This window comes from Mesorhizobium sp. WSM4821, assembly GCF_055901555.1.
In genome coordinates, this window is sequence record NZ_CM148371.1 from 6,796,795 (window position 1) to 6,820,246 (window position 23,452).

The following is a 23,452-nucleotide window of genomic DNA, read 5'->3' on the forward strand; positions in this document are numbered from 1 at the left end:
GACCCACGATGAATGCGTTGAAGACATTGGCAGGCGCCGCACTCGCACTGTCGATCGCGATGGGCGGTGCGCAAGCCCAGGTGCTGTTCTGGTCGACGCAGGCGCGGCCTGTGGAGGAGACGCAAAAAATGCGCAGCGAAGTGCTGAAGGCGTTTGACGGCCAGGTCGACTACCAAGTCGCCGAGGACGGGCCCTGGCTCACCCGCCTCCAAGCCGAACTGCAGGCCGGCTCCGGCACCATCGGCGTGCTCGGGGGCCTGCACGGAGACTTCTCCACGGTGGGTGCGGACCTTGTCGATCTGTCCGGCGTCGACGTCGGCGGCGCCAAGCTCAACGAAGCCTACAAGAAACTCGGCATGCTCGGTACCGGCGAGCAGAAGTACCTGCCGTGGATGCAGGCGACCTTCCTGATGGCGGCCAACAAGCAGGCGCTGCAATATCTGCCGGCAGACGTCGACCTCAACACCATCACCTATGACCAGCTCATCGAATGGTCGAAGAACATCGCCGAAAACACCGGTTCGCCGAAATTCGGCTTTCCGGCCGGACCGAAGGGGCTGAAGCACCGTTTCTTCGAAGGTTTTCTCTACCCATCCTACACCGGGTCGATGGCGACCAAGTTCCGCTCGGCGGAGGCCGAGACCGCGTGGAACAAGTTCAAGGAATTGTGGCAGTACACCAACCCGAATTCGACCAACTATGCCTTCATGCAGGAGCCACTGCTGACCGGCGAAGTGTGGGTGGCGTTCGACCACGTGGCGCGGCTTGCCGATGCGTTCAACCAGAAGCCCGACGAATTCGTCGCCTTCCCGGCGCCAGCCGGCCCGGCGGGTCGCGGCTACATGCCGGTGATCGCCGGCGTCGCCATTCCGAAGACCTCGCCGGACATGGACAAGGCCAAAGCGCTGGTCGCCTACATGCTGAAGCCGGAAACGCAGATCTCGACGCTCAGGGCCACCAACTTCTTCCCCGTCATCGACGTCAAGCTGCCCGACGACATGCCGGCCTCGGTGAAAGCCTTCAGCCCGGCGATCGCCACAATGACCGGTGCGCCGGATGCGCTGCCGGCGCTGCTGCCGATGGGGCTTGGCGATCTCGGCGGCAAGTTCAACCAGGTCTATGTCGACAGTTTCGAGCGCATCGTGCTCGGCGGCCAGGATGTGCATGGCGTGCTCGAAGAACAGGCGACGGCGCTCAAGGCGCTCATCGACCAGTCCAAGGCTCCGTGCTGGGCGCCCGACAAGCCATCCGCAGGCGCCTGTCCGGTCGATTAAGATATCCTCCCGAGGGGGGCGTCCGGGGTTTGTTGCGCTCCGGGCGCCCGCTGCACCACGCCAAGGACAAGTCATGCACGGCAAGGCCCTGCCCTATCTGCTGCTGATGCCGGCAACGCTGTTCCTCTGCGTCTTCTTCCTCTATCCGTTCGCGCTGGTCGCCTTCGAGGCTTTCACCCGCGACGGCGGCTTCACGCTGGATAATTTCCGCACCATGACCGGCAACTGGAAGTTTCCGGTCGCCTTCTGGAACACCATCCTGCTCGCCGCCATCGTGGTGCCGATCCAGCTGGTCATGGCGCTGCTGATGGCCACGGTCGTGTCCAGGCTCGAAACCGGGCGGGGTGCGGCGCTCTACATCTTTGCCATCCCGCTCGGCATCTCCGATCTCGCCGCCGGGCTGATCTGGCTTGCCATTTTCGACCAGTCCGGCTTCCTCAACACGCTGCTGTCGAACCTCGGCCTCGTCGACAGGCCTGTCATGTTTTTAGGCTACCAGAGCAAATTGACCATCTTCGTCGCCGTGGTGCTGGCCGAGATTTGGCGCGCGACCGCGATCATGATGGTCATCCTGGTCGCTGGCATGGGGCTCATCCCGCGGGAATATCACGAGGCGGCAGAAGTCTTTGGCGCGAGTCCGTGGAAGCGCTTCGTCAAGATCACGCTGCCCTTGCTGCGCCCCAGCCTGCAGACGGCGATCATCCTGCGCGTCATTCTCGCCTTCGAGGTTTTCGCCGTGGTGGCGGCGCTCGGCGGCACCAATTTGCCGGTGCTGATGGGCGAGACCTATAATTGGCAGTTCTCGTTGCAGGATCGCAACGTTGCCGCCGCTTTCGCCCTGCTCATCCTCGCCATCTCGGTCGGCCTCACGCTGTTCTTCCTGCGGGTGCTGCGCGTGCCGAAGGAAGCGCGCATATGAGCGCCGTCGCAGAGATACCGATCGCCGTGCCCGCGGTCCGCAAAGCCGGCAACTGGCTGCTGGTCGCCACCGTCATCCTGCTTTCGGTCTGGGTGCTGCTGCCGATCTATCTCCTGATCGTCAACGCCTTGTCGTCGCCGGAACAGGTCACTGCCTTTCCCAAGCGCTTCTTCCCTTCCTTCGATTTCGGCAGCCTGTCTTTCTTCATCAATTTTGCCGGCGTCGGCAGGGCGCTGTGGAACTCGGTGCTCGTCGCCACCCTGACGATGATCCTCTCGATCGGCTTTGGCGCGCCCGCCGGCTACGCGCTGTCGCGCTTCGATTTTCCGGGCAAGGGCACGTTCCGCTTCCTGGTACTGATGACCCGCGCCTTTCCGCTGCCGCTGCTGGCGCTGCCGCTTGCAGTGATGTTCATCCGCACCGGCCTCGACGACACCGCCATCGGGCTCGCGCTGGTCCATACCACGCTGGCGCTGCCCTTCGCGGTGCTGATCACCTTCTCGCTGTTCTCAGGCATCCCGGTGGAACTGGAGGAAGCGGCGTGGACGCTTGGCTGCACTCGCCTGCAGGCTTTTCGCAAGGTCGTACTGCCTCTGGCGCTGCCTGGCATCGCGGCCTCGGCGGTCTTTGCCTTCACCATCTCCTGGAACGAGGTGTTTGCCGCCGCCGTGCTCACCATAGAGAACCGGACGCTGACCGCCTTCCTGCTGCAGAGCCTTGGCGAGTCGCCGCTCTATCTCAAATTCGCCGGTGGGGCGGCACTGGTCATCCCGGCGCTGATCTTCATCTTCGCCGTGCGCAAGTACTTGTTCGCCATGTGGGGGATCGCCAACCGATGACGCGCGACTGGGAGAACGCTCATGGCTGATATCGCCATAAAACAGGTGGCCAAACGCTTCGGCGGCTTCACCGCGCTGCACCAGGTCGACCTCACCATCGCCGACCAGGAATTCATGGTGCTGCTCGGCGCCTCGGGCTGCGGCAAGACGACATTGCTGAGAATCGTCGCCGGGTTGGAAACGCCGAGCCAGGGCGAGGTCTGGATCGGCGGCCGTCGCGTCGATCATCTGCCGCCGCGCGACCGCGGCATCGCCATGGTGTTCCAGAACTACGCCGTCTTCCCGCATTTGACGGTGTTCGAAAATATCGCTTTCGGCCTGCGCATGAAGAAATTGCCACAGCAAGAGGTCGAACGTCGCGTCAACAGCACCGCCGAGCTCATGCATATCGAGCAATTGCTGAAACGCTATTCGGGCCAGCTCTCCGGCGGCCAACGCCAGCGCGTCGCCGTCGCCCGCGCGCTCGCCATGGAGCCAGACGTCATCCTGATGGACGAGCCGCTATCCAACCTCGACGCGCTGCTCAGGCTCGAAATGCGAGCCGAACTGAAGGGTGTGCTCGCCGCATCCAAGACCACCACCATCTACGTCACCCATGACCAGGTCGAGGCGATGAGCCTCGCCGACCGCATCGCCGTCATGCATCAGGGCCGCATTGTCCAGGCTGCCACGCCTGTCGAGGTCTATCGCAACCCGGCCGCACGCTTCGTCGGCTCCTTCATCGGCAATCCGCCGATGAATTTCATCCCCGCGACGAAGACCGCGAACGGAAGCTGGACCGTCGCCGGCCTGGCACTGCCCGGCCCTAAATCGGACAAACACAAAATTGAATTCGCCATTCGCCCCGAAGATGTCGACGCAGGTGACGAGGGGCTGCATGCCACCGTGCGCGTCGTCGAGCCGCTCGGGCCGCACACGCTGGTCACCTGCGATGTCGAGGGCGGACTGTTCCGCGCCATTCTCGAATCGAACGCCGCGATCGCCGTCGGCGACCACCTGCGGCTTGCGCCCAAAGCCGATCGCATCCGCTGGTTCGATCCTGAAACCACCAACGCCCTTTGATCCCGACAACGCTCTTCAGTCCCGAAAGTACGAACGCTTCAATGATCTCTCTTGCCGTCAACGAAACCATCGCCCGTGCCGTCGAGGTGCTCAGGGAAAACGACCACGGCGACTACACCATCCCGACCAAGGGCCTCTATCCGTTCCAATGGAACTGGGATTCCTGCCTTACCGCGCTCGGTCTTGCCCATTACGACGAGGCGCGCGCCTGGACCGAGATCGAGACACTGTTCGCCCATCAGTGGCCGGACGGCATGGTGCCGCATATCGTCTTCCACGTCCTGAACGACAGCTATTTCCCCGGCCCGGAGGTCTGGCTGACCAACCGCCCGACTGACACCTCCGGTATCACCCAGCCGGCGGTGGCCGGCTTTGCCGTGCGCCGCCTGTTCGACCGGGCCAAGGACAAGAAACTCGCGGCCGAGCGTGCCCGCGCGCTGCTGCCGAAGATCGACGCCTGGCACCGCTGGTTCTATGAAAACCGTGACCCGAAGGGCGAAGGATTGGTCGCGATCATTCATCCCTGGGAGTCCGGCCGCGACAACTCGATCGACTGGGACGACGCCTTCGAGCGCGTGCCGACCGAAGGCGTCGAGTCCTACACGCGCCGCGACACCCTGCATGCCGACCCGGCGCACCGGCCGACCAAGGCGCAATATGACCGCTACCTCTGGCTGGTGCAGCATTTTCGCGCACTGGGCTGGGACAATGCAAAGCTGCATGATGCCTCACCCTTCCAGATCGTCGACCCCGGCTTCAACGCCATCCTGATCCGCTCAGCGGCCGACCTTGCCGATCTTGCCGAGACGCTCGGCGAAACGGGGATCGCAAAAGCCAATCGCGCCCGCGCCGAAAAGGGGCTTTCGGCGATGGAACGGCTGTGGAGCGATGCGCACGGCCAATATCTCTGCCTCGACCGCGTCACCGGCAAGCTGGTCGACAGCGCCTCCGTCGGAGGCATCCTGCCGGTCTTCTCGGCCATCCCGAAACCCCGTGCCGCGGCAATCGCCGCCACCATCGAGCGTATCGCCGGCAAGGCACGCTACATCGTCCCCTCGCACGATCTCGACGATCCCCGCTTCGACGCCAAGCGTTATTGGCGCGGGCCGGTCTGGCTGGTGGTCAACTACATGATCGCCGACGGCCTTGCCGCCGCCGGCCATGGGCAAGTCTCCCAACGGATCACGCAATCCAGCCTTGACCTGATCGCCGAGAGCGGCTTTGCCGAATATTACGACCCGCTCACCGGCGAACCGCTTGGCGGCGACCGTTTCACCTGGACCGCGGCGATGGTGATCGAGTTCCTGAAGGGCAGAGGCTGACGCCCCTCTGGGCCGCCAAGGCCTGCTCCCATCCACGGAGCGAAACTGGTCTGCCGCCGCCAAACGCCGCGTTTTGCTGGAAATGCTCTGCCTGCCGAATGTTGACATCGCTTGCGGATCAGGCGGATTCGGGCACATAAGGACAGGAGTTCGAGAAGTTTCGGTCTTCCTTCTCGAGAGCTACAATAATTCTTCACAAACGGTTGCCTATCCCGGCGACAGGCGTTTGGTTCGGGTCACGAGAGGCGCGACTTGGAATTCGATTTGAAGACCATCGAGGCGCTTGCCCCCGATCAAGCGTCGCTGAGCGCTGCCTCCAAGCTGACCAAGCTATCGAACTGGCCGCGGCTCGAAAAGAATGAGCAGCAGGCGCTCATCTGGGGTGAATGCCAAGGCTCCGGCTCCAATCCCTATCGGGTGGTGGTCGACACCGGCGATCACGGCTACAAATGCACCTGCCCGTCGCGAAAATTCCCGTGCAAGCACACGCTGGCCCTGATGTGGATTGCCGCCACCGCGCCAGCCAGTTTTACCTCGGCCGAATCGACGCCGGAATGGGTGAATGACTGGCTTGGCCGGCGCAGGAAGACAACGCCACCACCAGCGCAGTCCACACCCGGCGCGGCAGCCAAGAGCATTGATGACGCCGCACGGCCGGACGAAAGCGCCGCCCTCGAGGACATTGCGACGATGGAGCGTCGCGAGGCGGCGCAGCGCAAGCGGGCGGAAGACACACGACAAGCGGTGTCGGCGGCGCTCGACGAACTCGATCAATGGATCGCCGACCAGTTGCGGCTTGGTCTTTCCGGGTTTGTCGATGCCAGCAGCGACCGTTGCCGCCGGATTGCCGCGCGGCTGGTCGACATGAAGGCAACCGCGCTTGCCGGGCGCATCGACGAGATTCCATCGCGGCTGATGGCGCTACGCAGCGAAGAAAGACCGGATGCGGCAATCCGCGAACTCGGCAAGCTTGTGCTGCTGGCCAAGGCGTGGCGGTCGACGCCCGACGACCCCGAGTTGAAGCGCCTCGTGTCGACGTCTGAAACCCGCGAACAGGTTCTGGCCAATCCCGATGCAAGACAGGTCGAAAGCTTGTGGGAAGTCCTGGGCGAGAAGATCGAGAGCCGCCGCGACGGTCTCGTCAGTCATTCGACCTGGCTGCTCGACCTGAAGTGCGCTACCCCGCAATTTGCCGTGCTGCTCGATTATTTTCCGGCTTCGGCCGGACGCCGCTCCAACGCTTTTGCTCCGGGCGATCGTTTCGATGCCCGGCTGGTCTTCTATCCATCACGCAAGCCGCTGCGCGCGCTGGTGGCGGAACGCATGGGCGAAGTGATGCCCGGCGCGTGGCCTGATTTTACCTTTGGCGCGGCAAAGGACCCACTCGCCACGCATGCTTCCCATCAGGACGCCGCGCCCTGGACTACCGATTGTCCTCTCATGCTGCCGCCCGGTGCGATTCTGGTCGACGACCGGGGCACGGCCTGGTGGCAGGCCGCGGATGATCCGCAAGGTATCGCCTTGCCGATCGCCGGCGCCGTCAATCAGACATTGCTCGGCCTCGACCTTGCCGCCACGGCAGCGCTCTGGGACGGCGCCCGGCTTGACCTTCTGGCTGCTCAAAGCCAATTCGGGAGGCTTGACCTGTCTTGAACGAGGGCGAGCAAACAGGCCTGGCGACAATGCGCGTTTGCTGGATCACCGGCGGAGCCACTTTCGAACTGGCTCCGTCCGCCTGGAAGGCAATCGCCGGCGGTTCAAGTCCCGACGAGCAGGAGCGCCGGCTGCTGGCGATCGCCGCACAAGCCCTCGACGTCGCCCTGCGGCCTGCGGCGCCGAAGACACTCAAACGCCGGCCGCCGCTGCCCAGGCTTGCGCTACCGATGCTGCCGGAGCGATTGCGGCCGTTGGTGAGAGTCGCTCTCAAACACGCCGTCGATGCGAGGCGCAAGACGCGCGTGGCGACGCTTGTCGCCAGCCGCGGCTTTGTGCTTCATCCCATGGACTGGATGCCCGCCGCGTCGGACCAGAACAGTCCGGACGTCTACGCTCCCTGGATCGACTGGCAGGCAAGCGTGGACGGGGAGAGACATGCCCCGCAAGAGAAACTGACGGCGGAAAATTGGGATGAGTTCTACCCCGCCGCGCGACGCATCGCGCTGGCGGACATGCGCCGCACTGAACCGGCTTCGGCTCGAATGCTGATCGAGGCCAAGGCATTGGGCGAGCCCGCCGAGGTCAGGCTTGCGCTCATCGAACTCATGCGCTTCGGCCTCAGTACCGAGGACGCGCCGTTCCTGAAAAGCCTGGCCACCGACCGTTCCGGCAAGGTGCGGGACCTGGCCGGCCGGATGCTGGCAAGGCTGGGGGAGCACGGCCGCTCAAGCAAAGGCGGGGCGGACGATCCCGCAGTCGAACTCGCCGCCTTCATCAGCGAAGGCAAATCCGGCTTCATCCGCCGCCGCAGCATCTACACGCCGGCGAAATTGAAATCGCCGGCGCAGGAAAAACGTCGCGCCGAGCTGTTCGAGACCTGCAATCTGGTCGACCTTGCCGCACGGTTCGGTGCTACCGAACCTGAATTCATAGGGGCTTGGCAATTCAGTGCCGACAACAATGCCGACATCCTGATCGCACGAATGGTCGCCGCTTCAGGGAGCGACGCTGCGGTGACGAATATGGCAGACGCACTTGTCGCCGACGGCGGCAAACCAGCGCTGCTCGTGTTGCACCTCATGCCGCGTCTGGACAGCCGCAGAAAGCGTGTCCTCATCAGGCTGATCCTGAAAGACTCCAAATATCTTGGTGCTCTCAACCTTGCCGAAGGCATTGAGGCAAGTTGGTTGGAATGGGGCGACCTGACGAACGGCCAGACCCTGCTGGCGTTGCGTTCCGCTGTTGCGGGAAACGACGACGCCGCGAAGCGAGGCGTCGACGAAATGCTGGAAACGATGGGCTTTCTCGCCACTGCGGCGACGGCGGATAAATTGATCGGGGATATTATTGCGGCCGGTATGCCCCCGGCGGCTCCTTCGCTCGGGTTTCTGCGTCTCAACGCATCACTGGCGGGGCCTGGAACCAACACATGACCAATCCGGAGAACAGCAAAATGAACGCAGCCATTCGCCTCCCGGTCGAGCAGGCCTTTGCCACTGAATTGCAGGCGCTGGCGCGCGGTGACGACAGGCAAAAGCCTGCCGGCTGGAGCCTCTCGCCGCAGGCTGTGCTGACCTATCTGCTGGGCGGGAAGGCCAGTGACGGCACCCTGATAACGCCGAAATATGTCGGTCGCCGCCGGTTGATGGAAACCGCGGTGGCGACGCTCGCCACCGACCGCGCGCTGTTGCTGCTGGGCGTTCCCGGAACGGCCAAGTCCTGGGTGTCTGAACATCTCGCCGCCGCCATCATGGGCGACTCGACGCTGATCGTGCAGTGCACGGCCGGCACCGACGAGAACCAGATCCGCTATGGCTGGAACTATGCGCAACTTCTGGCAAAGGGCCCGAGCCAGGAAGCGTTGGTGCCGACGCCGCTATATCGCGCCATGCAGACCGGCAAGCTGTGCCGGCTCGAGGAACTGACGCGCATGGGCTCGGACGTGCAGGACACGCTGATCACCGTGCTTTCCGAAAAGATGATGCCGATCCCGGAGTTGAACACATCGATCTATGCCCAGCGCGGCTTCAACATCATCGCCACGGCAAACAACCGGGACAAGGGCGTGAATGAGCTTTCCTCGGCCCTCAAGCGTCGCTTCAACGTCGTGGTGCTGCCCTTACCGGAAGACATGGCGGAAGAGGTGGCGATCGTCGCCAAACGGGTCAATGAGATGGCCGGCGGGCTCGACCTGCCGGTGCCGAAAAATGTCGGCGAGGAGATCGCTCGCGTGCTGACCATCTTCCGCGAATTGCGATCCGGTGCGACCGCCGACGGCAAGGTGACGCTGAAGACGCCTTCGGGCTCGCTGTCGACCGCAGAGGCGATCGCGACGATGGTTGGCGGCCTGAGCCAGGCGGCGTGGTTCGACAGCGGCAAGCTCGGCGCCGAAGGTCTCGCCGCCAGCCTCGTCGGCGCGATCGTGAAAGACCCGGTCCAGGACAAGGCAGTGCTGGAGGAATATCTGGAAACGGTGCTCAAGAAGCGGCCTGATTATGCCGGCTACTATGCGGCGTTGAACGCAGCGATCTGACGCGCCATGGGGCACAGCGACGTCGCCTATTTCGGCATACGCCATCACGGGCCGGGTTCCGCCGACAGCCTGGTGCAGGCGCTGCAGGACTTGCAGCCGGTCGCCGTGCTGATCGAGGGGCCGAGCGACGCGTCCGCGCTGCTGCCGTTGCTGGCGCGCCCTGAGATGCAGCCGCCGGTGGCGCTGCTTTGCTATCCCGAGGACGACCCGGCTTCGACAAGCTTCTGGCCCTTCGCCGAGTTCTCGCCCGAATACCAGGCGGCGCTGTGGGCGTTGGACCACAAGGCGGCCTTGCGGTTCATCGACCTGCCGTCAGCGGCGCGGTTCACGGCGGCGGTCGACGGCGCGGACAAGACGGGCGATGCCGACAAGGCCGAGCCTGCGGAAGAAGCCGGCGCGGACGGCGAGGCGGATCCGTATCGGCGCGATCCGATCGGCAAGCTGGCGCAGGCCGCTGGCTATGAGGACGGCGAGAGCTGGTGGTCGGACATCATCGAGCAGAACCCGGAACCAGGCCCTATATTCGCCGCCGTCGCCGATGCCATGGCGACGCTGCGAGACGGCGAGGACCCGATCGCTGAGTTCGAAGCTAAACGCGAGGCGCATATGCGGCTCGAAATCGCTGCGGCACGCAAGGAGTTCGACGGCCCGATCGCCGTCGTCTGCGGGGCATGGCATGTGCCGGCCTTGCAGGCCGCCCACACGCAGAAAAACGATCAGGCCCTGATCAAGGGAATTGCCCGGCGCAAGAGCACGATGACATGGGCGCCGTGGACGGGGCCGCGTCTGGCGTTGGGCTATGGCTATGGCGCGGGCGTCGTCGCACCCGGATGGTGCAAGCATCTCTGGCGCACGCGCGGCCGGCGCGATGCGGCAACGCTGTGGCTTGCAATGATCGCGATGGTAATGCGGGCGAAGGGTCACCTGGTCTCGACCGCTTCGCTGATCGAGGCGGAGCGGCTCGCCCGGACGCTCGCGGCGATTCGCGAACGACCGAAACCCGGGTTTGAGGAATTGCGCGACGCCGCGATTGCGGCCCTGTTCAATGGCGAAGCGTTGCTGTGGGCTCTGGTCGAGGCAGAGCTCCTTTTGGGTGCGGACGTCGGCGAAATCCCACCCGACACGCCGCTGGCGCCCCTTATCGAAGATCTGCAGCGCAACCAGAAGGCGGCGCGGCTGAAGCCTGAGGCGCTGGAGCGAGAGCTATCCGTCGACCTGCGAAGCGACAGCGGGCTGTTTCGCTCGACACTGCTGCATCGGCTGAACGTGCTCGGTGTGCATTGGGGCAAGTTGACGGACACCGGTCGCAGCCGCGGCACGTTCCGCGAGCGGTGGATCCTGGCTTGGGAGCCGGAATACGCCGTTCGCCTGGTCGAGAACCTGATTTACGGACCGACCATCGAAAAGGCAGCCAACGGCCGCCTGATCCAGATGATCGACGCTGCGGCCACCCTCGACACGCTTGCGGCACTGGTCCAGGGCGCCATTACGGCCGGCCTGTCGGAAGCATCGACTGCCGGTCTCGCGGCATTGGAGGCGCGGGCGGCGCGCAGCAGCGAATGCCTGGAGATCCTGGCCTCGGTGTCGCCGCTCGCCGACATCATCCGCTACGGCGAAGCCCGCAAAACGGAGACGAACCGGCTGTCCGGCCTCATGGAGCGGCTGATCGTCGAAGGTGCGATCGCGCTTCCCTATGCTGCGCGCGATCTGGATGAGCAGGCCGCCGCGACGTTGGTTGGCGCGATGCGCAAGGCCGATGAGGCGATCAGGCTGGTCGAGCCCGGGCAAGACGTGCTGAGCGGATGGCGCAACGGGCTGACTGCCGTGCTGGAGGGGTCGCGCTCGACGGCACTGCTGGCCGGATGCGCCGCGCACCTGCTCTACGAGGCCGGCCGCCTGTCCGCCGAGGCCGCAGCCGGGCTGTTCGGGCGACGCCTGTCGCCGGGCACGCCGGTCGCCCAGGCAGCAGGGTTTTTCGAGGGCTTCTTCAGCACCGCTGGTCAGCGGTTGATCTATGACGAAGATCTGCGTGGTGCAGTCGATGCGTGGCTCAAATCCCTCGACGAAGATGCTTTCATCGCGCATCTGCCGCTGCTGCGCCGCGTCTTTTCCAATCTGGACAGCATGGAGCGCCGCCGGTTGATCGAGGCAGTCCTCGGACGTGCCGCGCGCTTGCCGGCTGGCCTGACGCCGACGCCGGATGGCGGCGAGGCATGGCGCCGACACCTTGAGCTGCTTGGACCGTTGCTCACCGGAGGAGACGGCAATGGATGACGAGGGCGAAATGAACGAGCCCGGCCCGCTCACTGCCGATGGCGGAAGGGAGCGGCGCTGGCGGCTGGCGATCGGCGCCGATGACGAGACCTCTGCAGCGCTTTCCAGCGACGACAAACGGCTTTCGGCGGCACTCGATGCTCTCTACGGCGACGGCGCCAACGCCGCTGCCGATCCGCGCAAGCGGCGCGGCGGACTCGGCCGATCGGCGCCGCGCGTCGCGCAATGGATGGGCGACATCCGCTCCTTCTTTCCCGCGCAGGTCGTCCAGATCGTCCAGAAGGACGCTTTCGAACGGCTGGACCTGAAGCAGATGCTGATGGAGCCGGAATTCCTCAAAGCGATCGAGGCGGACGTCAATCTCGTCGCCGACCTGATTTCGCTGCGCTCGGTCATGCCGGCCAAGACCAAGGACATCGCCCGCACGATCATCGCCGACATCGTCGCCAAGCTGATGCAAAGGCTTGAACAGAAGACCGCCGAGGCGATACGCGGCGCGCTCGACCGGTCGAGGCGCACAAACCGGTTGCGTTCGCGCGACATCGACTGGCCGCGCACCATCTCGGCGAACCTTCGCCACTACCAGCCCGAGCACAAGACGATCGTGCCGGAGAAGCTGGTTGGTTTCATGCGCAAGCAGCGCCGGCTGGTCGATCTTGACGAAGTCGTTCTGTGCGTCGACCAGTCCGGCTCGATGGCAAGTTCGGTGATCTATGCCTCGATCTTCGCGGCGGTCATGGCCTCGCTGCCGGTCGTGCGCACCAAGCTCGTCTGTTTCGATACCGCCATCGTCGATCTCACCGAGGAACTCAGCGATCCAGTCGAAGTTCTGTTCGGCGTGCAGCTTGGCGGCGGCACCGACATCAACCAGGCCGTCGCCTATTGCGCCGACCGCATCGAGCGGCCAACCAAGTCGCACCTGTTGTTGATCACCGACCTTTACGAGGGCGGCAATGGCCAGGAATTGCTGCGGCGACTGGCGGCGCTGGTTCGATCCGGCGTCAATGTCGTCGTGCTTCTGGCGCTGACCGATCAGGGCCGGCCTGGCTACGATCCGGCGATGGCAGGTTCGGTCGCGGCACTTGCTATTCCGGTCTTCGCCTGCACGCCAGACCTGTTTCCGGACATGATGGCGGCGGCACTGCGCCGGGAAGATATCGGCGCGTGGGCGGCAGGGGCCGATATCAAGCTCATTCGCGCCGAGGCCGAAGCGTCTGGGACGGACGCATGAGCGTTTGCGTCGGTCCCAGAAATACCGGGCCGCCAGCAGATGGGCACTTCCCGTCATAGGTTTGACAAATAGCAGGCCGCGCCTATGGTCGACCTGTTACAGGAGCGACGCATGGCGAAAACAACCGGCTGTATCTTTGGCGGGTTTTCCACACGTTTACCGGACGACAGAAATCGGTCGCAGCCCTCGCCCTTCCCTCTTACGGCTGCACCGATGCGTCCGACCCATTCGCAGCCTTGAGCCTCATGTCCCAGAGGATTGCCGAGCTTCTGTCGCGGCTGGAAAAGCGGCTGGACAGATCCGCGATTGTCTGGGCCGACGAGGCTGGACCACGCTATCAAGAAGACCCCGACGGCAAGGACGGCGCGCCGCCGGCAATCGTCCTGCGTCCACGCACGGCCGGCGACGTGTCGGATATATTGCGCCTGTGTAACGAGGCCGGGCAGAGGCTTGTCGTCCAGGGTGGCCGCACCGGGCTTGCAGGCGCGGCGCGCATCCAGCCCGGCGAAGCGGTGCTGTCGCTGGAGCGCATGACGGCGGTCGCGGCTCCCGACCGCGAGGCGGCGACGATCATCGCCGAGGCCGGCGCGCCGCTGCAGATGGTGCAGGACGCGGCAGACGCTGCCGGCCTGCTGTTCGGCGTCGATATCGGCGCGCGCGGCACATCCACCATCGGCGGCAATATCGCCACCAATGCCGGCGGCATTCGCGTGCTGCGCTACGGCATGTACCGCGCGCAGGTGCTCGGCCTGGAAGCGGTGCTTGCCGACGGCAGCATCCTGACGTCGCTCAAAGGCTTGCCCAAGGACAATTCCGGCTATGACCTCAACCAGCTCTTCATCGGCAGCGAAGGCACGCTCGGTGTCGTCACGCGAGCCTGCCTGCGGCTGCATCCTAAACCGGCCACCGAGGTCAATGCCTTCTGCGCACTGGCCTCGCTCGATGCGGCCATCGCGCTGCTTGCGCTGCTCAGGCAGAAACTCGGGACGTTGCTGTCGGCCTATGAGGTGAATTTCGCGCCACTCTACGGCGCCATGGTCGTCGGCATGGACACGCCGGCGCCGCTGCCGGTCGGCTCACCCGTCTATGTGCTGGCCGAGATACAGGGCAACGAGCCCGACCGCGACGGCGACCGTTTTGCCGCGGTGCTGATGCAGGCGGTCGAGGACGGCGTGGTCGACGACGTGGTGGTCTCGCAGTCGCCGCGCGAATTCCGTGCGCTGTGGGCGGTGCGCGAGGACGCCAACCGCTTCCTGTTTTCGAAGCGAGGCCTGATCGGCGTCGACATCAGCATCCCGCTGGCCAGGATGGGGGCTTTCCTGCAGGACGCGGAAGCCGAGATCCGAGCTGTCGACTCCAATGCCGACATCTATGTCTTCGGCCATCTCGGCGACGGCAATCTGCACTATCAGGTCGGCACCGTGGATCCGGCCGCGGCGTATGACATCGTCTATCGTGGCGTCGCCGCCGCCGGCGGCGGCGTTTCGGCCGAACATGGCATCGGCCTCGACAAGAAGCAGTGGTTGCACCTGGCGCGCAGCGACGCCGAGATCGCCGCCATGCGGCGGTTGAAAGCAGCTTTCGACCCGAACAATATCCTCAATGCCGGTCGCGTCTTCGACCTCGCGCCGGCAGGTATTGTGCGTGAAGGAGTGACCCCATGACGGCCGCCGCTCTCCCGAAGGCCCGACAGGCGCATACGGTTCCGGCCAGTCTCGACGACCGCTATGTCCTGGAACGCGGCCGCATCCTGGTCTCGGGCACGCAGGCACTGGTGCGGCTGCCGCTGGTCCAGCGCCAGCGCGATCTTGCCGCTGGCCTCAACACCGCCGGCTATGTCTCGGGCTATCGCGGCTCGCCGCTGGCCGGTTTCGACCGCGAGATGCAGCGCGCCGGCAAATATCTCAGGGCGAACCATGTCGTCTTCCATCCCGGCCTCAACGAAGACATGGCAGCGACCGCGGTCTGGGGCACACAGCAGACTGGCATGTTCGCGGGTTCGCGCTACGACGGCGTGTTTTCCATGTGGTACGGCAAGGGTCCCGGCGTCGACCGGACCATGGACGTCATCCGTCACGCCAATGCCGTCGGCACCAATCGCCATGGCGGCGTGCTGCTTCTGGCCGGCGACGACCACGGCGCCGTCTCCTCGACGCTGCCGCACCAGAGCGAGCACAATCTGATCTCGGCCATGGTGCCGCTGCTGTCGCCGGGCGGTGTCGGCGAATATATCGACTATGGCCTGCTCGGCTGGGCGATGAGCCGTTATTCCGGCGCCTGGATTGGCTTCAAATGCCAGACCGAGATCGTCGAATGCACGGCGACTGTCGATGTCGATCCGGCGCGGCTGGCCATCGTCATGCCGGAGCTGGCACTGCCTGCCGACGGTCTGTCGCTGCGCTGGCCGGATGGTCCGCATGCGATGGAGCGCCGCATCGAACACAAGATGGCGGCGGTGCACGCCTTTGCCCGCGCCAACGCCATCGACCGTGTCGTGCATGGCGGCGGCAAGGCGCGACTCGGCATCGTTTCGACCGGCAAATCATGGCTCGACCTGCTCGGCGCGCTGTCGGCGCTCGGCATCGACGAGCGGCGCGCGGCCGAGCTCGGCATCCGGCTGTACAAGGTCGGCATGGTGTGGCCGCTCGAGCCGGAGGGGCTCAGGGCCTTCGCCGAAGGGCTGGAGGAAATCCTGGTCGTCGAGGAGAAGCGGCCGGTGATCGAGGACCAGATCAAGGCGCTGCTGTTCAACGCGCCCAATCGCCCGCGCGTCTTCGGCAAGACGGACGAGCGCGGCGCGCCGCTGCTGCCTTCGATCGGCGAGATCAGCGCTGTTTCGGTCGCCCGCGCCATCGTCTCGCGGCTCGGCGTGCCGGACGCGGAACTCGCCGCACATTTCAAGAAAATCGAGGCCATCGCGGCGTCAGCACAAGGCGAGGTGATCGCGCTGAAGCGCGAGCCCTATTTCTGCTCCGGCTGCCCGCACTCGATCTCCACCGTGGTGCCCGATGGCAGCCGCGCCTCGACCGGCATCGGCTGCCACATGATGGTCATCGGCATGGAGCGCGCGACCTCCACCTTCACCCAGATGGGCGGCGAAGGCGGCTCGTGGATCGGCCTGTCGCCGTTCACCGACGAGAAGCACATTTTCGTCAATATGGGTGACGGCACCTATTTCCATTCCGGCCTGCTGGCCATCCGCGCGGCGATCGCTGCCAGGGTCAGCGCCACCTACAAGATCCTTTACAACGACGCCGTCGCCATGACCGGCGGCCAGCGCCATGACGGCGAGGTTTCCGTGCCGTCGATCGTCGAACAGACGCTGGCGGAGGGTGCGAAACGCGTCGTCGTGGTGTCCGAAAAACCCGAGGCCTGGGCGGGTGTCCTGCCGCGGTCGGCGACCATCCACCATCGCGACGAGCTCGACGCCGTGCAGCGCGAGCTCAGGGAGATCGAGGGCGTAACGGTGCTGGTCTTCGACCAGGTCTGCGCCGCCGAAAAGCGCCGCCGTCGCAAGCGCGGCGCCTATCCGGTCTCGCCAAGGCGCGCCTTCATCAACGAACTGGTCTGCGAAGGCTGCGGCGATTGCTCGGCCGTCTCCAATTGCATTTCGATCGAGCCTGAGGAAACCGAGTTCGGCCGCAAGCGCAGGATCAACCAGTCGAGCTGCAACACCGACCTGTCCTGCATCAAGGGCTTTTGCCCGAGCTTCGTGACGGTGGAAGGCGGCACGATCCGCAAGCCGAAGGCGCGTGCGATGGCGGCGGGCTCCGACGAGCTGCCGCTGCCGGCGCTGCCGGCGCTCGAGCGTCCCTACAACATGCTGCTGGCCGGCATTGGCGGCACCGGCGTCATCACGGTCAGCGCCATCCTGTCCCAGGCAGCGCATCTCGACGGGCTCGGCCTGCTGACGCTCGACCAGACCGGACTGGCGCAAAAGAACGGCGCGGTGGTCTCGCATATCAGGCTGGCGCGCGACCTTGACCTGCTCAGTGCGGTCAGGATCGGCCCCGGCGAGGCCGATCTTGTGCTTGGCTTCGACATCGTCGTGTCGGCTGCGGCAGCTTCGCTTGCGACCTTCGCGCAGGGCCGCACGAGAGCCGTGCTCGACGATCATTTCGCGCCGACCGCGTCCTTCGTTCAGAACACCGCGATCGACTTCCGCCAGGAAGCGACGCTGAAGCAATTGCGCCACGCGGCCGGCGAAGAGGCGATCACGCTGATCCCGGCGACCAGGCTCGGCCTCGCGCTGATGGGCGACGCCATCGCCGCCAACATGTTCCTGCTCGGCAATGCCTGGCAGCGCGGACTGGTGCCGATCAGCCTGGAGTCGATTGACCGGTCGATCGAGATGAACGGCGCCGGCGTTGCCATGAACCGTGCCGCCTTCGGCTGGGGCCGTCGCGCGGCGATCGACCTTGCGGCGGTGCTGGAGGCTGCGCGGACAGACAGCCTAGAAGCACCGAAACCCGAGACGCTCGACTACATGGTTGCGCGCCGGATGGCATTTCTGACCGGCTACCAGAACCCCGCCTACGCAAGCCGCTACCGCAAGCTGGTGGACACCGCCCGCGCGGCCGAAGCCGGGATCTCGGCCGGCGCCGAGGACTTTACCAGGGCCGTGGCGATCGGCGCATTCAAGCTGATGGCCTACAAGGATGAATATGAAGTGGCGCGGCTGCATCGCGACCAATCCTTTGGGAAAAAACTGGCCGAACAGTTCGAGGGCGATTTCAGGATCAGGCATCATCTCGCCCCGCCGATGATCTCGCGCATCGACCCGCGCACCGGCCATCCCGGCAAGATCGCCTTCGGCGCCTGGATCAAGCCGGTGTTTGCGGTGCTGGCGCGATTGAAGGGCCTGCGTGGAACGCGCTTCGATCCGTTCGGACGCACCGAAGAGCGGCGGATGGAACGACGGATGATCGCCGATTATGAAAGGCTGGTCTCGGATCTTTCGGCGCGGCTGACGCAAGGCAACCATGCCGTGGCAACGGAGCTTGCTCGGCTGCCGGAAGAGGTACGCGGCTTCGGCCATATCAAGATGGCGGCGGTCGAACGCTTCGAGAAGAAGAAGGCGGCGCTGCTGGAAAAGCTGGGCAAGGAAAGCCGCCTGGAAACAGCGGCTTAGCGGTTACGCCTCAGAAGCAGATTCAAGGCGAGGCGATGCCCTTTGGGTGCCCAGCGGCGCTGTCGGCTACAATCACCAGCGCATCGAGCACGCAGGCGCCTCTCTCGAACACGACGACCGGATTGAGGTCGACGGCCTCGATCAAATGGCCGTAGCGGCCGGCGAAATCGGACAGCGCCACGATCGTCTCGACCAGTGCTTCCCGGTCGGCTGGCGGCGCGCCGCGATAGCCCTTGAGCAGAGCGGCCAAGCGCGTGCGGTCGATGAGTGCTTCGGCTGCGTCACGATCCACCGACAGCAGATCGAAAGCGGCGTCCTTGACCAGCTCGACCAGAACGCCGCCGATGCCGACAACAATTCCGAGGCCGAATGGTTCGTGCCTGATAAGGCCGACCAGCGCCTCGATGCCGCGCCCGGCCATTTCCTGCACCACTACGCCGCGCAGTTCCGCATCCGGCGCGTGAGCGCGAGCGCTTTGCATGATCGCCGTGAAGGCTTCGGCAGCTTCAGCCGGGCTGGTTATGCCGAGCCGTACGCCGCCGGCTTCGGTTTTGTGAGGAATGTCGGGCGACTCGATTTTCAGCACGACCGGAAAGCCGATCGCCTCGGCGGCCGCGACTGCCTCTTGCAGGGTAACGGCCAGACGCTCGCGCGTCACTCTCAGACCGTTCTCGGCCAGCAACTGCTTGACCTCCCGCTCGGTCAATTTTTCGCCAGTGGCGAGGCGCTTTACCCAGGGATCGTTTTCACCGGCCGGTTCGATCGCCGGGGTCTTGGTTGTCGTGGCGCCGGTCGCGTCGAGCAGCCGCCGCACGGCGCCGAGCGCAGCGCGCGTGCCGTTGAGCACCGGGACGCCGGCAAGTCGATCCCTGACTGCTTGATGGTGTCCGGACGACAGGTTGCTGACGAAGGCGACCGGAACGGTCGCGTCCTTTGCGTAGGCGGCAACGGCATCGGCAATGCCGGTATATTCGGCAGCAACCTCGGCGTCGAGGCCGACAGGCGCGTCCTGCGCGGCGACGATCAGGCCGACGGCGGGATCTTCCGCCAGGATGTCGAGCACGCCGCGATAGATAGCACCATCGGCGAAGGCCACGCCCGTGGTGTCGACCGGATTCTGCGGCGTCGCGAAAGGCGGCAGCAAGGCCTTCAGCCGCGCGATGGTGTCTTGCGAAAATTCCGGCAGGTCGATGCCGACCTGCTCGGCGATGTCGGAGACATGAGCCACCCCGCCACCGCTGACCCCAACGACCGCGACGCCCCTGCGCGTTGGCCTCGCCTTCAGTGACAGGCAAAGTGCTGCAGTCTCGACGAACTCGTCCATGTCGGCGACTTCGATGATACCGGTCCGCCGGAAGAAGGCTTCATAGGCTTCGTTCGCGGCGGCGAGCGAGCCGGTATGCGCTGCGGCGGCCTCCGCACCTTTGCTCGACTTGCCGGCGCGCAAGGCAATCACCTTCTTGCCGCAAGCGTGCACTGCCTGCATCGCCGAGGTAAAGGCAGCGGGATCGCGGATCGCTTCCACGACAAGTCCAATGACGCGCGTCGCCTCGTCGTCGGCGAGATAAGAGAGATAGTCGGGAAGATCGGTCGCCGCGCTGTTGCCGCAGGAGACGATATGGCTCAGGCCGAAGCGCCCGGAGTTGGCGAGCGCGATGGCGCTGGCGCCGGAATGCGACAGGATGGCCAGCGCACCCTTCTTCAGGTTCGGTGACAGCGTCGAGGAATAAAGGGCTGCACCGCTTTGCAAATTAAACAGGCCGAGGCAGTTCGGCCCGCAGATCGCCATGCCATATCGTCGCGCGATCCCGACCAGCGCCTGCTGGCGCGCCCTGCCTTCCTCATCGGTCTCGGCAAAGCCGCTGGCGAGCACGACGACCGCCTTGACGCCGGTCCTGCCGGCGTCTTCGAGCGCGCTCAGGACGTGAGCCGCGCCGATGCCGATCACCGCCACGTCAGCCGGCGCATCGAGCCGGTCGAGCGAAGGGATGGCCGCGATGCCGAATACCGTTTCGGCCTTGGGATGCACGGGGATGATGGCGCCCGAAAATCCGAACGCCATCAAATTGCGCATGACATAGCTAGACGACGCATCGGCGCGTTCGGTGGCGCCGATGACGGCGACCGAACGCGGCGCCATCAGCGCCCGCATCGCCTCACGCGAAGCGGCAAGGCCGGTCACGGCTCAGTCGAGGCCCTTGAAGGGGCCGTCGCGGAAAGCAAGGTATTCCTTGAGGCTCATCTTGGCGAGGTTGGCCATCCATTCGCGGCCCTGCTTGGTCACATGAAGTGCGGCGATCGCCTCGATATTGTATTGGAAGGACGGCAGCAGCCCGGCCACCATCTGCTGGTTGTTGATCGAGGCCTTGGTGAATTTCAACGCCGGCACCGGCATGCGCGCCAGCTTGCGGGCGAGGTTTTCGGTCTTTTCCTTCAACTGATCGGCCGGCACGATCCGGTTGATCAGATGCATGCGCAGCGCCTCCTCGGCGTCGACCAGATCGCCCGTATACATCAGCCAGCGCACGTCGCGGGTGGCGAGCAGCCAGGGCATCATCAGCGCCGGCGGGCCGGAATTGTGGCGCACCTCTGGTTCGCCGAATTTCGCATTGTCGGCGGCGATCGCCAGGTCGCAGCACATCATCAGCTCCAGCGCACCGGCCAGCGCATAGCCGTTGACGGAAGCGATGACCGGGATCGGCGCGCGCCAGATGTTGAGCAGCGCTTCGGCGTTCTCGCCCATGTCCGCGCGCCAGAAATCGATGTCGACATCGAAATCACCGCCCTGCAGATCATAGCCGGAGGAAAAGGCGCGGCCGGCGCCGGTGATCACCAGCGCGTTGACGTCCGGATCGGCGACGGCAGCGGCAAGGGCCCTGTCGATCTCGCGGATCACCGTCTTGTTCATCGCATTGAGCTTGTCGGGGCGATTGATGGTGATCGTCGCGAACTTGTCGGTCGCATCCTTCTCGTAAAGGATCGTCTCGTAAGTGGCCTGCGCGCTCATGCGGTTCTCCTGGGATGCCTTCGAATCAGAGGAACGTGTCGGCTAGCAAGTGCCAACTGGTCTTCACCTCTACGCTGCCTCGCGCTTCGATCCCGCATGCGCCACGGCGATGCGGGCGGCGAGTGCTGCGTTGTTGCGGACCAGCGCGATGTTGGCCTTCAGGCTGCGGCCTTGCGAAAGCTCGTTGATGCGAGCGAGCAGGAACGGCGTCAGATCCTTGCGGCCGATGCCGCGTTTGTCGGCCTCCGCCACTGCCGCCGCGATCGTGCCGTCGATGAAGGCCGGATCGAGCGCATCCGCTTGCGGAATCGGATTGGCGACGAGGATGCCGGTGCCCGAGCCGATCTGATCGTGCAGCAACATGGCCCCAGCAATGTCCTCCGGCGTGTCGAGGCGGTGGTCGGCTTTCAGGCCGCTGGAGCGGGTATAGAAGGCCGGAAAGTCGTCGCTCCGGTAGGCGATCACCGGCACGCGCTGGGTTTCCAGATATTCCAGCGTCTTGGCGATATCGAGGATCGATTTCACGCCGGCGCAGACGACGGTCGTGCCGGTCTGGCCGAGTTCGGTCAGGTCGGCCGAGATATCGAAGGTGGCTTCCGCGCCGCGATGCACGCCGCCAACGCCGCCAGTCGCGAAAATGCCGATGCCGGCAAGGGCGGCGATCCGCATCGTCGCCGAGACCGTGGTTCCGGCCGAGCCGCCGCGCACCATGATGGCGGCGAGGTCGCGCCCAGAGGCCTTGACCACGTCCTTTGCCGCTGCAAGCCGTTCCAGCTCAGTGTCGTCGAGTCCGACCTTGATCTTGCCCGCGACCACGGCGATCGTGGCCGGCACGGCGCCGTTCTCGCGCACCACGGTTTCGACGCCGCGGGCGGTCTCCAGATTGGCGGGATAAGGCATGCCGTGGGTGATGATGGTCGATTCCAGCGCCACCACCGCGCGGCCTTCCCGAAGCGCTGCCGCAACCTCGTCGTTCAGGTGGAGAAGGGAAGGTTTCATAATCGTCTCGCTTTCAGGCGGGAATGCGGTACATGCCGGCGGTGAGGAAGCGCGGCGACAGGTCGGGATGGACGCTGGATTCGCTCTCGGTGGTCAGCGTGGCGAGCAGCGCGCCGGTGCGCGCGGCATGAGGCACGGGATCCCCGGAAAGCACTTTGTACATGGTTCCGGCAATCATCGCGTCGCCGGCGCCGGTGATGTCGACGGCGCGGGCCGGAACGGACCGCATCGTCGCCACGCCGCTCTCGGTCGCCACCGCAAATCCATGCGCGCCCATGGTCACGATCACTTCGCTGGCCCCTGCCGCGCGCAAGGCTGCGGCAGCGTCTTTCGGCTTCAGCCGCTTGTCGGCATCGGTGATGTCAAGCATCGTATTGGCCTCGTCGTGATTGGTGAACAAAAGGTCGATGCCGGTCAGGTCCTTCGGCAGGCGCGCCGATTTCGGCGACGACACCGTGTCGACGGCAAGCTTGAAGCGCGCGCCCTGCTTGCGTGACATCAGCGCTGCGATTGTCGCGGCGGGCAGGTTACAGTCGATGAACACCCAGGTCGCCGAGGCCAGATGCGGCCAGAAGCGGTCGAGATAGGATGGCGAAAACAGATCGAAAATCTCCATGTCGGCAATGCCGAGCACGAGATCGTTGTTGAGATCGAGAATGGCCGCGTATTCGGCCGTCGGCCGCTCCGTGGTGGTGATGACCTGGCTGACATCGGCGCCGAGGTCGCGCAGATGCCGCACCAGCGAGCGGCCGGTTTCGTCGTCGCCGACAATTGAGACGAAGCTGACGTCGACGCCGAGGCGGACAAGGTTCTCGGCGACGTTGCGGGCGACACCGCCGAAGCTGCGATAGCCGTCGACAGGGTTCGACGTTTCGAAAATCAGATCCTTCTTGGCGTGGTATTTGCGGTCCAGAACTGCGCCGCCGATGCAGATCATGCGCTTGGAGGCCGGCAAGACATAGCCACGGCCGAGAATGTAGCCCTTGTTGACGAGCTGCACGATGTGGGCCGCGACGGTCGAGCGGGCAATGCCGAGCGCGGTCGCTATGTCCTGCTGACCGGCGAAGGGGTTCGCCGCGATGAGATCCAGAACCGCTTGTTCCTGTGCTCCAAGGTCGTCCATCTTCTCCACCCGGCCCCGTCCAATTCGCGGTTGGACATTTTCGATATGGACAACAACAGATGATCTTGTCAACATTCGTTTG

General features: G+C 64.9%; 16 protein-coding genes. 12 read left to right on the forward strand and 4 right to left on the reverse strand.

Annotation, left to right across the window (positions count from 1 at the left end):
* Window positions 1-8 precede the first annotated feature (8 nt).
* From AC0NID_RS33170 to AC0NID_RS33225, 12 genes are all read left to right on the forward strand, one after another.
* Window positions 9-1,274, forward strand: a complete 1,266-nt coding sequence (locus AC0NID_RS33170) for an ABC transporter substrate-binding protein (RefSeq protein WP_473456582.1) — start codon at window positions 9-11, stop codon at window positions 1,272-1,274.
* A 73-nt stretch (window positions 1,275-1,347) separates the two neighbouring features.
* Complete coding sequence (locus tag AC0NID_RS33175) at window positions 1,348-2,193, forward strand: carbohydrate ABC transporter permease (protein ID WP_473456581.1); 846 nt, start codon at window positions 1,348-1,350, stop codon at window positions 2,191-2,193.
* On the forward strand, window positions 2,190-3,032 hold the full coding sequence (locus tag AC0NID_RS33180) for a carbohydrate ABC transporter permease (RefSeq protein WP_473456580.1): 843 nt from the start codon (window positions 2,190-2,192) through the stop codon (window positions 3,030-3,032). The genes AC0NID_RS33175 and AC0NID_RS33180 overlap by 4 nt, the downstream gene beginning before the upstream one ends.
* Before the next feature lie 21 nt (window positions 3,033-3,053).
* Complete coding sequence (locus AC0NID_RS33185; protein ID WP_473456579.1) at window positions 3,054-4,094, forward strand: ABC transporter ATP-binding protein; 1,041 nt, start codon at window positions 3,054-3,056, stop codon at window positions 4,092-4,094.
* Between the two features lie 41 nt (window positions 4,095-4,135).
* Window positions 4,136-5,416, forward strand: a complete 1,281-nt coding sequence (locus AC0NID_RS33190; protein WP_473456578.1) for an amylo-alpha-1,6-glucosidase — start codon at window positions 4,136-4,138, stop codon at window positions 5,414-5,416.
* Window positions 5,417-5,668: 252 nt separating this feature from the next.
* The gene (locus AC0NID_RS33195) at window positions 5,669-7,069 is read left to right on the forward strand and encodes an SWIM zinc finger family protein (RefSeq protein ID WP_473456577.1); all 1,401 of its coding nucleotides are present in this window, start codon (window positions 5,669-5,671) and stop codon (window positions 7,067-7,069) included.
* A gap of 305 nt (window positions 7,070-7,374) precedes the next feature.
* Window positions 7,375-8,505, forward strand: coding sequence for a DUF5691 domain-containing protein (locus AC0NID_RS33200; protein WP_473522295.1), 1,131 nt, complete (start codon window positions 7,375-7,377; stop codon window positions 8,503-8,505).
* A 20-nt stretch (window positions 8,506-8,525) separates the two neighbouring features.
* Complete coding sequence (locus AC0NID_RS33205; protein WP_473456576.1) at window positions 8,526-9,605, forward strand: ATP-binding protein; 1,080 nt, start codon at window positions 8,526-8,528, stop codon at window positions 9,603-9,605.
* Window positions 9,606-9,611: 6 nt separating this feature from the next.
* Window positions 9,612-11,879 carry a DUF5682 family protein gene (locus AC0NID_RS33210; RefSeq protein ID WP_473456575.1) on the forward strand — a complete coding sequence of 756 codons (2,268 nt, stop codon included), beginning with the start codon at window positions 9,612-9,614 and terminating at the stop codon, window positions 11,877-11,879.
* Window positions 11,872-13,110 carry a VWA domain-containing protein gene (locus AC0NID_RS33215; protein ID WP_473456573.1) on the forward strand — a complete coding sequence of 413 codons (1,239 nt, stop codon included), beginning with the start codon at window positions 11,872-11,874 and terminating at the stop codon, window positions 13,108-13,110. The genes AC0NID_RS33210 and AC0NID_RS33215 overlap by 8 nt, the downstream gene beginning before the upstream one ends.
* A gap of 245 nt (window positions 13,111-13,355) precedes the next feature.
* Entirely contained in the window at window positions 13,356-14,774 is a 1,419-nt protein-coding gene (locus tag AC0NID_RS33220; protein WP_473456572.1) for an FAD-binding oxidoreductase, read from the forward strand.
* Window positions 14,771-18,241: an indolepyruvate ferredoxin oxidoreductase family protein gene (locus tag AC0NID_RS33225; protein ID WP_473456571.1), complete on the forward strand. Its 3,471-nt coding sequence runs from the start codon at window positions 14,771-14,773 to the stop codon at window positions 18,239-18,241. The genes AC0NID_RS33220 and AC0NID_RS33225 overlap by 4 nt, the downstream gene beginning before the upstream one ends.
* A gap of 22 nt (window positions 18,242-18,263) precedes the next feature.
* On the opposite strand, the gene AC0NID_RS33230 is transcribed toward AC0NID_RS33225, so the two are convergent.
* From AC0NID_RS33230 to AC0NID_RS33245, 4 genes are all read right to left on the reverse strand, one after another.
* Window positions 18,264-20,423, reverse strand: a complete 2,160-nt coding sequence (locus AC0NID_RS33230) for an acetate--CoA ligase family protein (RefSeq protein WP_473456570.1) — start codon at window positions 20,421-20,423, stop codon at window positions 18,264-18,266.
* Window positions 20,424-20,426: 3 nt separating this feature from the next.
* Window positions 20,427-21,248, reverse strand: a complete 822-nt coding sequence (locus tag AC0NID_RS33235; RefSeq protein ID WP_473456568.1) for an enoyl-CoA hydratase/isomerase family protein — start codon at window positions 21,246-21,248, stop codon at window positions 20,427-20,429.
* Between the two features lie 69 nt (window positions 21,249-21,317).
* Complete coding sequence (locus AC0NID_RS33240) at window positions 21,318-22,247, reverse strand: pseudouridine-5'-phosphate glycosidase (protein ID WP_473456567.1); 930 nt, start codon at window positions 22,245-22,247, stop codon at window positions 21,318-21,320.
* Window positions 22,248-22,260: 13 nt separating this feature from the next.
* The gene (locus AC0NID_RS33245) at window positions 22,261-23,370 is read right to left on the reverse strand and encodes a carbohydrate kinase (protein WP_473456566.1); all 1,110 of its coding nucleotides are present in this window, start codon (window positions 23,368-23,370) and stop codon (window positions 22,261-22,263) included.
* Window positions 23,371-23,452: the final 82 nt, after the last annotated feature.

Coding starts and splice junctions, on each gene's coding strand:
- AC0NID_RS33170 (WP_473456582.1), top strand. CDS start 9: ATGAATGCGTTGAAGACATTGGCAGGCGCCGCACTCGCACTGTCGATC.
- AC0NID_RS33175 (WP_473456581.1), top strand. CDS start 1,348: ATGCACGGCAAGGCCCTGCCCTATCTGCTGCTGATGCCGGCAACGCTG.
- AC0NID_RS33180 (WP_473456580.1), top strand. CDS start 2,190: ATGAGCGCCGTCGCAGAGATACCGATCGCCGTGCCCGCGGTCCGCAAA.
- AC0NID_RS33185 (WP_473456579.1), top strand. CDS start 3,054: ATGGCTGATATCGCCATAAAACAGGTGGCCAAACGCTTCGGCGGCTTC.
- AC0NID_RS33190 (WP_473456578.1), top strand. CDS start 4,136: ATGATCTCTCTTGCCGTCAACGAAACCATCGCCCGTGCCGTCGAGGTG.
- AC0NID_RS33205 (WP_473456576.1), top strand. CDS start 8,526: ATGAACGCAGCCATTCGCCTCCCGGTCGAGCAGGCCTTTGCCACTGAA.
- AC0NID_RS33210 (WP_473456575.1), top strand. CDS start 9,612: ATGGGGCACAGCGACGTCGCCTATTTCGGCATACGCCATCACGGGCCG.
- AC0NID_RS33215 (WP_473456573.1), top strand. CDS start 11,872: ATGGATGACGAGGGCGAAATGAACGAGCCCGGCCCGCTCACTGCCGAT.
- AC0NID_RS33220 (WP_473456572.1), top strand. CDS start 13,356: ATGTCCCAGAGGATTGCCGAGCTTCTGTCGCGGCTGGAAAAGCGGCTG.
- AC0NID_RS33225 (WP_473456571.1), top strand. CDS start 14,771: ATGACGGCCGCCGCTCTCCCGAAGGCCCGACAGGCGCATACGGTTCCG.
- AC0NID_RS33235 (WP_473456568.1), bottom strand. CDS start 21,248: ATGAGCGCGCAGGCCACTTACGAGACGATCCTTTACGAGAAGGATGCG.
- AC0NID_RS33240 (WP_473456567.1), bottom strand. CDS start 22,247: ATGAAACCTTCCCTTCTCCACCTGAACGACGAGGTTGCGGCAGCGCTT.
- AC0NID_RS33245 (WP_473456566.1), bottom strand. CDS start 23,370: ATGGACGACCTTGGAGCACAGGAACAAGCGGTTCTGGATCTCATCGCG.